Genomic DNA, 12,572 nt, shown 5'->3' on the forward strand with positions numbered 1-12,572 from the left:
GTAGAACTGCGGCATCACGGAACGGACGACCCACTTTCGCCACAGGAGCAGCCGCATGACCATCGGTGACCACCTCGACGCGCTGTACCGGCTGCCTGCCCACACCTTCCCCGGCCCGGACGCCCGCACGGACGACCTGCCCGAAGCGGAGTCCGTCGCCTGGCGCATCACCAGCGACGTGTACGACGCGGACGAGGACTGGACGGAGGCCTTCGCCCGCTTCTGCGCCGCCGTCGACACCACCCGCGTACGGGCCCTGATAGTCGGTGCCTGGCAGGAGGCGTACGACACCGACCCGGACGACGTGATCGAGGCGCTGCTGGCCGCGCGGGACCGATTCCCCGCCCTGCGGGCGCTGTTCCTGGGCGACATGGTCATGGAGGAGTGCGAGATCTCCTGGATCAACCAGACCGATGTCACCCCGCTCCTCGCCGGCTTCCCGGACCTGGAGGAGTTCGGTGTGCGCGGCGGATCAGGGCTGAGCTTCCCCGCCCTGCGCCACACCGGGCTGCGCGGGCTCACCATGGAGAGCGGCGGCCTGCCCGCCGAGGTCGTCCGGGGCGTGGGCGCCAGCGACCTGCCCGCGCTGGAGCAGCTCGACCTGTGGCTGGGCACCCCCGACTACGGCGGTGACAGCGAGGCCGCCGATCTGGAGCCGATCCTGTCCGGCGCCCGGCTGCCGCGCCTGCGTCATCTGGCGCTGCGCAACAGCGAGATGCAGGACGCCGTCGCCGCCGCGGTCGCCGCCGCACCGGTCGTCGCCCGGCTGGAGGTGCTGGACCTGTCCATGGGTGTCCTCTCGGACGAGGGCGGCGCCGCCCTGCTCGCCGGTCAGCCGCTCACCCACCTCAAGCGGCTCGACCTCCACCATCACTACCTCAGCGAGCCGCTTGTGGAGCGGATACGTCAGACCCTGGAGCTCGCCGGCGTCGAAGTGGACCTCGACCGCGACGACGCCGACGAGGACCAGGACGACGACGGCACGGTGTGGCGGTACGTGGCCGTGGGCGAGTGAGCCCGAGCCCCATGAACCACTACCCCTCGTACCTCAAGCAGTTCCACGGTCTGCCCGTACACCTCTTCGACGCGGACGGTGACGGCCGTGGCCGGCCCCGTCCCGAACCCGCCTCGGTCGCATGGAAGCTGAGCGCCGACCGTCAGCACGCCTTCGAACCGCTGTGGCGGCGATTCCTCGACGAGGTCCACGCCGAGGAGGTCACCGCGCTCGTCATCGGCGCCTGGTGGCAGTCGTGGGACGAACACGGCATCGACCCCGTCCTCGACCTGCTCACGGCCGAGGCACATCGGTTCCCCCGGCTGCGCGCCCTGTTCCTCGCGGACGTCGAGTCCGAGGAGACGGAGATCTCCTGGATCCGTCAGGGGCACCTTTCCCGCGTCCTGCGCGCCTGGCCCGAACTGGAGGAGATCGGGGTGCGCGGGGCGGAGGGGCTGGTGATCGAGCCCGTGCGCCACGAGCGGCTGCGCACCCTGCGCATCGAGTCCGGGGGGATGCCCGCGCAGCCCGTCCGCGCCCTGGCCGCCTGCACGTTCCCGGCCCTGCGCCACCTGGAATTGTGGCTGGGCACCCCCGAATTCGGCGGCGAATGCGAGGCCGAGGACGTCACCGCGCTCCTCACCGCGCTGGGCCACTGCCCCGAACTGCGCCACCTGGGGGTGAAGAACAGCGACATCCAGGACGCCGTGGCCGCCGCGGTGGCCCAGGCACCGGTCGTCGCGGGCCTCACCTCGGTCGACCTCAGCATGGGCACCCTCGGGGACGAGGGCGCGGGCGCACTCCTGTCGGGCCGGCCCCTGACCCATCTGCGCGCTCTCGACCTGCGGTACAACTTCCTGAGCGACGAACTGGCCCAGCGCCTGCGCGAGACGCTGGAGCCGCACGGAGTCGACCTCGCCCTCACTCCGGCGCCCCGAAGCTCGTACAACCCCGAGGCACGCTATGTCGCCGTCGGCGAATGACCCGGGACCGCGCTTCGCGGTCGTGGGCAACCCCGAGAACCGCCGCGTCACCCTCTTCGGGGACGCGGTGCGCACGGCCGGACTCGCCGCCCCGCGCATCGTCGCCTGGACGGACGTGCTGCGCGCGGGCGGAGCCGAGTCCAGGGCCGAGTTCGGCGTCGAGTTCGGGGCCGAGGAGATCGTCCGGATCGACTCACCCGGTGAGAACGCCGAGGTCGACCGGCTGCTGCGCGGTGCCCAGGACCCCACCCGGGTCGAAGGTTCGGCACGCTGGTACACCGGGTTCATGGCCGCGCTGCGGGGGCTGCGCGGCGGCATCCGGCTCGACGACCCGACCGACCTTCCCGTGCTCTTCGACAAGCGGCGCTGCCATGCCGTGCTCGACGCGGCCGGCGTGCCGGTGCCCGACTCACCCACCTCGGGACCCAAAGCCGCACCCGTTCGTGGCTGGGACGACGTACGGGCGCTGATGCGGGAACACCGCATGCCCCGCCTGTTCGTCAAACCCGCGCACGGCTCGTCCGCTTCGGGCGTGCTCGCCGTGGAGTCGGGCGGCGGCGGCCGGATCAGGGCGACCACATCCGTGGAACGCGCGGCGGACGGCCGCCTCTACAACTCCCTCAAGGTACGCCGCTACGAACGCGAGTCGGACATCGCGGCCGTCGTCGACGCGCTCGCCCCGGACGGGCTGCATCTGGAGCGCTGGCTGCCGAAGGCCTCCCAGGACGGGCGCGCGGCCGACTTGCGCGTCGTCGTCGTGGCCGGCCGCGCCACCCACGCGGTCGTCCGCACCAGCCGCTCACCCCTGACCAATCTCCACCTCGGCGGCCGCCGGGGCGATCTCGACGCGGCCCGGCAGGCCGTCGAGGCGGCGGGCGCGCACTGGACCGATCTGCTCGACGTGTGCGAGCGGGCCGCGGCCTGCTTCCCGCGCACGCTCTGCGTCGGCGTCGATCTGCTGCCCGCCGTGGGCTGGCGCCGAGCCGCGGTGGGCGAGGTGAACGCGTTCGGCGACCTGCTGCCGCGCCTCACCGGCCTGCCCGGCAGCGGCGCCGAGGGCCTAGACACCTACGCCACCCAGGTGGCCGCCGCCCTGCGCCGCTTCGCTCCGGACCGGCCGACGGCCTCTTCGCACCACCAGTACAGAGAAGGAAACCCGCATGCCCTCGCCCGCCCCGACGCCTGAGCCGCTCCCGCCCCGGAGCGCCCCGACCACGCCTCAAGCGCCGGGTGAGCCATATGAGTCGTATGTTCCGCATGCGCCGGACATGAACGAGATCGTCGGCAGCCACGACCTCCTCCTCGTCACCCTGGACACCCTCCGCTACGACGTGGCCGCCGAACTGGCCGCGGCGGGCCGCCTGCCGAACCTGGCCCGTCACCTCCCCGGCGGCCGCTGGGAGAAGCGGCACGCCCCGGGCAGCTTCACCTACGCCTCCCACCAGGCGATCTTCGCGGGCTTCCTGCCCACCCCGGCCGCCCCCGGCCCGCATCCGCGCCTGTTCGCCGCGAGCTTCGCGGGGAGCGAGACCACCGCTCGGGGCACGTTCGTCTACGACACCCCGGATCTCGTCTCCGGCCTCGCCGAGGTGGGCTATCACACCGTGTGCATCGGAGGCGTGGGTTTCTTCAACAAGCTGGGCCCGCTGGGCTCGGTGCTGCCCGGCCTGTTCCACGAGTCCCACTGGGCACCGGAGTTCGGCGTCACCGACCCCGACTCCTTCGGGAACCAAGTGGCCCGCGCCGAACGCGTCGTACGGGAACTGCCCACAGAAAAACGACTGTTCCTCTTCGTCAACGTGTCCGCCCTGCACCAGCCGAACTGGTTCCACCTGCCCGGCGCGACCCGCGAGGCCGGCGACACCCGCGCCACGCACGCCGCCGCCCTGGAATACGTGGACCGACACATCGGACGGCTCTTCGCCGCCGCGAGCAGCAGACGCCGCTGCTTCGCCGTCGTCTGTTCCGACCACGGCACCGCCTACGGCGACGACGGATACACCGGCCACCGCCTCGGCCACGAGTCCGTCTGGACCGTGCCCTACGCCCAGTTCTTCCTGGACCCCGCATCCCGCCCGACGGAGGCCGCCCGATGACCACCGCCGAGCTGACGACGGCAACCAGCCCCTACCAGAGCTATGTCTACGCCTACCCCCACAAGACCGCCTACCGCCGACTCCACGACCGCCCCCTGCTGAACACCCTCTGGGCGGCCGAGCCCAAGGACACCCTCTCCCTCTACCTCCACATCCCCTTCTGCGAAGTCCGCTGCGGTTTCTGCAACCTCTTCACCCGCATTGGCGCCACCGACGGCCTGACCGGCGCCTACCTGGACGCGCTGGAGCGCCAGGCGGGGGCCGTACGGGAAGCGCTCGGGGACACGGACGAGGTCCGGTTCGCCACGGCGGCCTTCGGCGGCGGCACCCCGACCTTCCTCACCGCCCCGAGCTCGAGCGGCTGTGTGACATCGCCGAACACCGCATGGGCGCCGACCTGCGCGCCGTCCCGCTGTCGGTCGAGGCCTCCCCGGCCACCGCCACGGCCGACCGGCTCACGGTCCTCGCCGAGCGCGGCACCACCCGGCTGAGCCTGGGCGTACAGAGCTTCGTCGACTCCGAGGCCCGTGCCGCCGTACGCCCGCAGCGCCGCGCCGACGTGGAGTCGGCCCTCGCCCGCATCCGTGACGCCGGCATCCCCGTCCTCAACATCGACCTCATCTACGGCATCGACGGCCAGACGGAACGGACCTGGCTGCATTCCCTCGACGCGGCCCTCGCCTGGCGACCCGAGGAGCTCTACCTCTACCCCCTCTACGTCCGCCCCCTGACCGGCCTGGGCCGACGCGGTAGCGGCCCCGACCCCGCCTGGGACGAACAGCGGCTGCGCCTGTATCGCGCAGGCCACGACCACCTCCTCGCGCACGGCTACAACCAGCAGTCCATGCGCATGTTCCGCCGCACCGACGCCCCGCCCCAGGGCGCCGACGACCACGCCTGCCAGACCGACGGGATGATCGGCCTGGGCTGCGGTGCCCGCTCCTACACGGCCCGTCTGCACTATTCCTTCGACTACGCCGTGGACATGCACCAGATACGCGCGATCATCGACGACTACGTCTCCCGCCCGGCCGCCGACTTGGCCCACGCCGAGTACGGCCGCCCCATCGACACCGACGAGGCCCGCCGCCGTCACCTCCTGCAGTCCCTGCTCCAGGCCGAGGGCCTGTGCCCCGACGACTACCGCGCCCGCTTCGGGGCCGCCCCCGCCGACCACTTCGGCCCCGAACTCACCCGCTTCGCCGACCGCGGCTGGCTGACCGACGACGGCACCACGCTCAGGCTCACCCCCGAGGGACTCGCCCACTCCGACGCGATCGGCCCCGACCTGTTCTCCCCGGCGGTCCGGGCCGCCATGGCCGCCTACGAGAGGAAGTGACCGGCCCGCCATGGACCTCACCCTCCTCTACCGGGGCCCCCTCGCCTCCTGCGACTACGACTGCCCGTACTGTCCCTTCGCCAAGCGTCGCGACACCGGCGCCCAACTGCGCGTGGACCGCGCCTCCTTGGAGCGCTTCGCGGCCTGGGCCCGGCGGCAGACCGGCGACCGCCTGTCCCTCCTGTTCACCCCGTGGGGAGAGGGCCTGGTCCGCTCCTGGTACCGGCGCACCCTCGCCGACCTGTCCCACCTGCCGCACATCCGGCGCGTGGCGATCCAGACCAACCTCAGCTGCCGTACCGACTGGCTCGCCGAGGCCGACCCCGACACGCTGGCCCTGTGGTGCACCTACCACCCCGGACAGACCCCGTACGACCGCTTCCTCACCAAATGCCACGAACTGACCGCGTACGGCATCCGCTTCAGCGTCGGCATCGTCGGCCTGGTTGACCATCTCGACGCGGCCCGGCGCCTGCGCGCCGACCTGCCCGAGCACGTCTACCTGTGGGTCAACGCCGCCGAGGGACACACCTACACCGACGCGGAGGCCGCCCGGTGGACGGGCCTGGACCCACTCTTCCCGTACAGCCGGCACCCGCACACCAGCGCGGGACTGCCCTGCCGCACCGGCGACTCCGTGATCTCCGTCGACGGCGAAGGCACCGTCCGCCGCTGCCACTTCGTACCCACCCCGCTGGGCAACCTCTACGACGGCTCCTACCGCGCCGCCCTGCGCCCCCGCCCCTGCCCACTCGCCACCTGCGACTGCCACATCGGCTATGTGCACCTGGAGACGCTGCCCCTGTACGACGTCTTCGCGGGCGGCGTCCTGGAACGCGTCCCGGCCATGGCCCCAGCGACCCCGATCCTCCACCCGTCACACGTGACGGGGAGTTGACGGGACGCTCGCTCCGCCGGGCCACCCGGTGGGAGAGGAAGATCACGCCTGGTGGACGCGGTCTTGGCCATGCTCCCGACTCGCGGTACCGTCGGTGCGATATCGACGACGGCGAGACGGAAGCCGGTGGGAATCCGGCACGGTCGCGCCACTGTATGCGAGAGGCCCCTGGGGCGTTTCGTGAGTCAGACCCGTGGCCGTCGTCCAGTGCACCACCGAGATGGGACGCGAACTCCCAGAGGAGGCCCTGCCATGGCGCAGACCGTCGCCCAGCCGACAGCCACCACCCCCGTCGTTCCCGCCACGCTGCCGCTGAAGGCGATAGCACCCTGGGCGGTCTTCTTCGGCATCCTGATGCTGGTCCTGCTGTACTTCGTCGGCGCCGAGCAGGGCGCCACCTCCGTGTTCAACGGCACGGACGTCCACGAGTGGGTGCACGACGCCCGCCATCTGCTCGGCTTCCCCTGCCACTGACGCGAGGGGCGCCGCACAACCATGAACTCCACAACCGTAAGAAACCTCCTCGTGCGGGGCATGCTCGCCGGCCTGGCCGCCGGCGTGCTCGCCCTCGTCGTCGCCTACTTCCTCGGTGAGCCGAGTGTCGGCAACGCGATCAGCTTCGAGGAGGCGCACTCCCACGAGCACGAGATGGAGGTCGTCTCCCGCTCCCTGCAGTCCACCGCCGGACTCGCCACCGGCGTCCTGGTCTATGGGGTCGCCTTCGGCGGCATCGCGGCGCTCGCGTTCTGCTTCGCGCTCGGCCGCGTCGGCCGGTTCAGCCCCCGGGCGACCGCGCTGCTGCTGTCCGGCTGCGCACTGCTGGCCGTGTACGTCGTGCCGTTCCTCAAGTACCCGGCCAATCCGCCCTCCGTGGGTGATCCCGACACCATCGGCAAGCGGACGACTCTGTACTTCCTGATGATGGCGCTCAGCGTGCTCCTCGCGATCGCCGCCACCATCCTGGGCAAGCGGCTCGCGCCCTCGCTGGGCACCTGGTACGCGACCGTCACGGCGGTGGCGGCCTTCGCCGTCGTCATCGGGCTCGCGTTCGCGTTCCTGCCCGTCATCAACGAGGTGCCGAAGGACTTCCCGGCCACCCTGCTGTGGCGGTTCCGGCTCTCCGCGCTGGCCATCCAGACGGTGCTGTGGGGCGGATTCGGCCTCGTCTTCGGCGAGTTGGCCGAGCGGATGCTCAATCCCAAGCCCGCGGCAGCCTCGTCCGGGCGGGCGGTTCCAGCCGCGCACTGATCCCTTCAGGACACACCTTCAGGACACAAGAGGGCCCTTCGGAACCGGCGGATTCAAGGGGCCCTCTCGCGTTCTCGGGACACCGACGGAGGCGACGAGCGGAGGAGCCCGTTGGCCAGACGTCAAGCCGGGGTCGTAGCGCCCGCACGCCCGCCGTCCTGGCAAGATGGCGGCATGGAACGTGTGCTTGGCATCGGTGGTTACTTCATGCGGGCCACCGACCCTGCGGCCCTGAGCGCGTGGTACCGCGACTGCCTGGGCCTGGACGCCGATGAGCACGGCCTGTGGCGTCAGGGAGCCGGGCCGACGGTGTTCGCGCCGTTCGAGTCCGAGACCGACTACTTCGGGTCCCGCGCCCAGCAGACCATGCTCAACTTCCGGGTCCGCGACCTGGACGCGATGCTCGCGCAACTGCGCGCCAAGGGAGCGGACGTGGCCGACGAGACGCAGGACATGGAGGGCGTCGGCCGATTCGGCTGGGTCACCGACCCCGAGGGCAACCGAATCGAACTGTGGCAGCCCGCCTGACCGGGCCTTCACACCGGCGGTGACCATCGCCTCCGCCGAGTGGGGAGGCATCCGCAGCACTTTGACCCCGCTCGAGGACCGCGACCTCCAGTAGGGAGTCGGGGGCCGCCGTTCGGCAGGTCGACCGTTCACGGCTATTGACTCCGCGTGCAACAGTGGCGATCCTCGTCGGCATGTCTTGCGCGGGTCATGTCAAGTCGGGTGGGGGTCTGCGGACCTTGGACCACGGCCCGGCTCGTCGGCCGTGCTTCCCCCCGACCGAGGGACGTGGTGTGTGACCGTGACCGGACGCCCGTACCGCAGACGCAAAGACGTCACCGTCGTCTCGCTGCTCCTCCTCGTACTGGCCGCAGTCCTCGGCCCCACCCCGAGTTCGGCGGCCGGCAACCACTGGTGGGATCCGACCGCACGACCCACGCCGGACTCCCAGATCAATGTCACCGGCGAGCCGTTCACCGGCACCGACGCCAAGGGCGAGGTACGCGGGTTCGTCGACGCCCACGACCACCTGTTCGCCAACGAGGCCTTCGGCGGGCGGCTCATCTGCGGCAAGACCTTCTCCGAGGCCGGGATCGCCGACGCCCTCAAGGACTGCCCCGAGCACTACCCCGACGGCTCCCTCGCGATCTTCGACTTCATCACCAAGGGTGGTGACGGCAGACACGACCCGGTCGGCTGGCCCACGTTCAAGGACTGGCCGGCCCACGACTCGCTGACCCACCAGCAGAACTACTACGCCTGGGTGGAACGCGCCTGGCGCGGCGGCCAGCGGGTGCTCGTCAACGACCTCGTCACCAACGGTGTCATCTGCTCGGTCTACTTCTTCAAGGACCGCAGCTGCGACGAGATGACGTCGATCCGACTGCAGGCGAGGATGACGTACGACCTGCAGGCCTACATCGACAAGATGTACGGCGGCCCGGGCAAGGGCTGGTTCAGGATCGTCACCGACAGTGCGCAGGCCCGGGACGTCATCAAGCAGGGCAAGCTGGCGGTCATCCTGGGAGTGGAGACCTCCGAACCCTTCGGCTGCAAGCAGATCCTGGACATCTCCCAGTGCAGCAAGGCGGACATCGACGCCGGTCTGGACGAGTTGTACTCGCTGGGCGTGCGCAGCATGTTCCTGTGCCACAAGTTCGACAACGCGCTGTGCGGGGTCCGCTTCGACTCCGGCAGCCTCGGAACGGCCATCAATGTCGGGCAGTTCCTGTCCACCGGCACCTTCTGGAAGACCGAGAAGTGCACCGGCCCCCAGCACGACAACCCCATCGGCTCGGCCGCGGCGCCCGGCGCCGAGGCGAAACTCCCGGCGGGCGTGAGCGTCCCCTCGTACGCCTCGGACGCGCAGTGCAACGTCCGCGGGCTCACCGACCTCGGTGAGTACGCCGTGCGCGGCATGATGAAACGCAAGATGATGCTGGAGATCGACCACATGAGCGTCAAGGCCGTCGGCCGCGCGCTCGACATCTTCGAGTCGGAGGCGTACCCCGGCGTCATCTCCTCGCACAGCTGGATGGACCTGAACTGGACCGAACGGGTCTACGGTCTCGGCGGATTCATCGCCCAGTACATGCACGGCTCCGAGGGCTTCGTGGCCGAGGCGGACCGCACGAAGGCGCTGCGGGACAAGTACGACGTCGGCTACGGCTACGGCACCGACATGAACGGCGTCGGCGGCTGGCCGGGACCCCGCGGCGCGGATGCCCCCAACAAGGTCGTGTACCCCTTCCGCAGTGTCGACGGCGGCTCAGTCATCGACCGGCAGACCACAGGTCAGCGCACCTGGGACCTGAACACCGACGGGGCCGCGCACTACGGGCTCGTCCCGGACTGGATCGAGGACATCCGGCTCGTCGGCGGCCAGGACGTGGTGAAGGACCTCTTCCGCGGTGCCGAGTCCTACCTCCACACCTGGGGAGCCACCGAGCGGCACCAGGCCGGGGTCAACCTCGCCAAGGGCGCCGGGGCCACGGCCAGTTCGACGGAGTGGAACCCGTTCACGAGCTATGCGCCGGGCCGGGCCGTGGACGGATCCCGGGACACCCGCTGGGCCAGCGGCTGGAGCGACGACCAGTGGCTGCGCATCGACCTGGGCTCCACCGACCGGGTCGGTCGCGTCACGCTCGACTGGGAACGCGCGTACGGGAAGTCGTACCGTATCGAGCTCTCCACCGACGGCGCGCACTGGCAGACCGCCTGGTCCACCACCTCCGGCGACGGCGGCCTGGACACCGCGCTGTTCGCCGGCACACCGGCCCGCTACGTCCGCATCCAGGGCGTGGAACGCGGGACCGGCTGGGGCTACTCGCTCCACGAGGTCGGCGTCTACAGCTCCTGACCGCGGCGTGCCCGGCCTGCCTGCCCACTGCGGGCGGGCAGACCGGGCACGGCTGCTACGGAACGTGTCCGATCTGCGTGGAAAACGCTTGGACTGTGCGGGCCCCGTTGCGGGACACTGCGATTCCTGGCCCGCCCCGTACTGACACTTCGGCGTTTCCACGCATATGCGTGGGGGCGCCCTCGTTGTGCCCACGCGTCGCAGGACGACCGACCGAGGGCACTTCCCGAACGACAGCTCCGCACGGCTGCCGAGGCAAAGGCAGCTCACGGAAGCAGCACGTGGCAGGCCGCCCTACGACACCTACAGGGTTGGGATGGGATCGCCCGAATCACGTGAGGCTCCTCCGCGCAGGGGCTCGGTGCTTCTCGCACTGCGCTATTACGGACGGGAGTTGGCCCGGCTCCGGCGATGGACGGTGCCCGCCATGCTGCTGCCGGCGCTGGGCAACATCGGCATCAACTACCTGGCGCCCTTGGTCGTTGCCAAGCTCGTCGGACGCATCGCCGACGACAGCGACATCGCGATGAGTTCGACGCTGACCTACGTCTTCGTCTTCGCCGGCGTACTGCTGCTCTCTGAGGCGCTGTGGCGCATCGGCCTGCACTGCCTCAACCGCTGCGACGCGCTGGGCATCGAGCACATGTACGTCATCGGTATGGACGAGCTGTTCGCCAAGGACGCCGCGTTCTTCCACGACAACTTCGCCGGCTCGCTGACCAAGCGGGTCCTGAGTTTCGCCTCCCGCTTCGAGGAGTTCGTCGACACACTGACGTTCCAGATCGTGGGCAGCCTGGTACCACTGCTGTTCGGATCGGTGGTGCTGTGGCGCTACGAGCCGATGCTGGTCGTCGGGCTGCTGGTGATGATCGCGCTGACCGGGACGTGCGTCGTGCCCCTGATCCGCCGCCGCCAGGCGCTCGTCGACCAGCGCGAGGCGGCGATCGCCCGGGTGTCGGGCCATGTCGCCGACAGCCTGATGAACATGGACACGGTCCGGGCCTTCGCCGCGGAGGAACGCGAGGCCGCCGAACACCGCTCCCGTGTCGCCGAGTCGAGGCGGCTCACCCTGCGATCGTGGGACTACGGCAACCTGCGCATCGACACGCTGGTCGCGCCGATGTCCGTGCTGACCAATGCGCTGGGCCTGCTGCTCGCGATCGTGCTCGGCGGAGGCAGCCACGGCGTGGAGGCGGTCGTCGTCGCCTTCACGTACTACACCAACGCGACACGGATCATGTTCGAGTTCAACCAGATCTACCGCCGACTGGAGAGCTCCATGACGGAGGCCGCGCAGTTCACCGAACTGCTGATGGAGCCGCCGACCGTGCTCGACTCGGCGACGCCGGAGCCGCTGCTGCGCGCCGCCGCCGACGTCCGCTTCGAGAAGGTGACCTTCGCCCATGGCGGCGCGAAGCCCCTCTTCGAGGGACTCGACCTGGACGTGCCGAGCGGGGCGAAGATCGGACTCGTCGGCCGGTCGGGCGGGGGAAAGACCACGCTCACCCGGCTGTTGCTGCGGATGACCGACATCGACGGCGGCCGCATCGTGATCGGAGGACAGGACATCGCCAGACTGCGCCAGGCCGATCTGCGCAGTCTGATCGCCTATGTGCCGCAGGATCCGGCGATGTTCCACCGGACCCTGCGGGACAACATCGCGTTCGCCCGGCCGGACGCCACCGACGCCGAGATCCGGCGTGCGGCGGAGGCGGCGCACGTCACGGAGTTCGCCGATGCGCTGCCCGACGGCTTCGGGACCATGGTGGGGGAGCGCGGCGTCAAGCTGTCCGGCGGGCAGCGCCAACGGGTGGCCCTCGCCAGGGCGATCCTGCGGGACGCGCCGATCCTGCTGCTCGACGAGGCGACCAGCGCCCTGGACTCCGAGAGCGAGATCCTGATCCAGGAGGCGCTGTGGCGGCTCATGGACGGGCGGACGGCGCTCGTGGTGGCACACCGCCTGAGCACGGTCGCCACCATGGACCGACTGATCGTCCTGGACCGCGGACGGATCGTCGAGCAGGGCACGCACCAGGAACTGCTCGCGACGGACGGCACCTACGCGAAGCTGTGGCAGCACCAGTCGGGGGGCTTCCTCGACGACAGCCCGGCACGGGCCGACCTGCACTGAAACACCGAGGGACGGGG

10 protein-coding genes, 1 pseudogene and 1 riboswitch are annotated in these 12,572 nt (G+C 70.6%); all 11 genes and pseudogenes read left to right on the forward strand.

Features of this window, described 5'->3' with window-relative positions; all coding sequences use genetic code 11:
- Positions 1–55 precede the first annotated feature (55 nt).
- The 11 genes and pseudogenes from N8I87_RS37580 to N8I87_RS37630 all read left to right on the forward strand — a co-directional run bounded on the left by N8I87_RS37580 (position 56) and on the right by N8I87_RS37630 (position 12,555).
- Positions 56–1,015: an STM4015 family protein gene (locus N8I87_RS37580; protein ID WP_263215323.1), complete on the forward strand. Its 960-nt coding sequence runs from the start codon at positions 56–58 to the stop codon at positions 1,013–1,015.
- 11 nt (positions 1,016–1,026) lie between these two features.
- A complete protein-coding gene (locus N8I87_RS37585) occupies positions 1,027–1,977 on the forward strand; it encodes an STM4015 family protein (RefSeq protein WP_263215324.1) in 951 nt (316 codons plus the stop codon).
- Entirely contained in the window at positions 1,958–3,163 is a 1,206-nt protein-coding gene (locus N8I87_RS37590; protein WP_263215325.1) for an STM4014 family protein, read from the forward strand. The genes N8I87_RS37585 and N8I87_RS37590 overlap by 20 nt, the downstream gene beginning before the upstream one ends.
- 82 nt (positions 3,164–3,245) lie before the next feature.
- Entirely contained in the window at positions 3,246–4,073 is an 828-nt protein-coding gene (locus tag N8I87_RS37595) for an STM4013/SEN3800 family hydrolase (RefSeq protein ID WP_263215326.1), read from the forward strand.
- Positions 4,070–5,412 (forward strand): annotated as a pseudogene (locus N8I87_RS37600) (STM4012 family radical SAM protein). Before N8I87_RS37595 ends, N8I87_RS37600 begins: the two are co-directional and overlap by 4 nt.
- A gap of 10 nt (positions 5,413–5,422) precedes the next feature.
- A complete protein-coding gene (locus N8I87_RS37605; protein WP_263215327.1) occupies positions 5,423–6,310 on the forward strand; it encodes an STM4011 family radical SAM protein in 888 nt (295 codons plus the stop codon).
- A 66-nt stretch (positions 6,311–6,376) separates the two neighbouring features.
- Positions 6,377–6,526: riboswitch (cobalamin riboswitch) on the forward strand.
- A 36-nt stretch (positions 6,527–6,562) separates the two neighbouring features.
- The gene (locus N8I87_RS37610) at positions 6,563–6,784 is read left to right on the forward strand and encodes a CbtB domain-containing protein (protein WP_031170427.1); all 222 of its coding nucleotides are present in this window, start codon (positions 6,563–6,565) and stop codon (positions 6,782–6,784) included.
- A gap of 21 nt (positions 6,785–6,805) precedes the next feature.
- The gene (locus tag N8I87_RS37615; RefSeq protein WP_263215328.1) at positions 6,806–7,558 is read left to right on the forward strand and encodes a CbtA family protein; all 753 of its coding nucleotides are present in this window, start codon (positions 6,806–6,808) and stop codon (positions 7,556–7,558) included.
- 174 nt (positions 7,559–7,732) lie between these two features.
- On the forward strand, positions 7,733–8,086 hold the full coding sequence (locus tag N8I87_RS37620; protein WP_263215329.1) for a VOC family protein: 354 nt from the start codon (positions 7,733–7,735) through the stop codon (positions 8,084–8,086).
- Between the two features lie 274 nt (positions 8,087–8,360).
- A complete protein-coding gene (locus N8I87_RS37625) occupies positions 8,361–10,424 on the forward strand; it encodes a galactose-binding domain-containing protein (RefSeq protein ID WP_263215330.1) in 2,064 nt (687 codons plus the stop codon).
- 316 nt (positions 10,425–10,740) lie between these two features.
- Complete coding sequence (locus tag N8I87_RS37630; protein WP_263215331.1) at positions 10,741–12,555, forward strand: ABC transporter ATP-binding protein; 1,815 nt, start codon at positions 10,741–10,743, stop codon at positions 12,553–12,555.
- Positions 12,556–12,572 lie beyond the last annotated feature (17 nt).

This window comes from Streptomyces sp. HUAS 15-9, from assembly GCF_025642155.1.
Classification (GTDB): domain Bacteria; phylum Actinomycetota; class Actinomycetes; order Streptomycetales; family Streptomycetaceae; genus Streptomyces.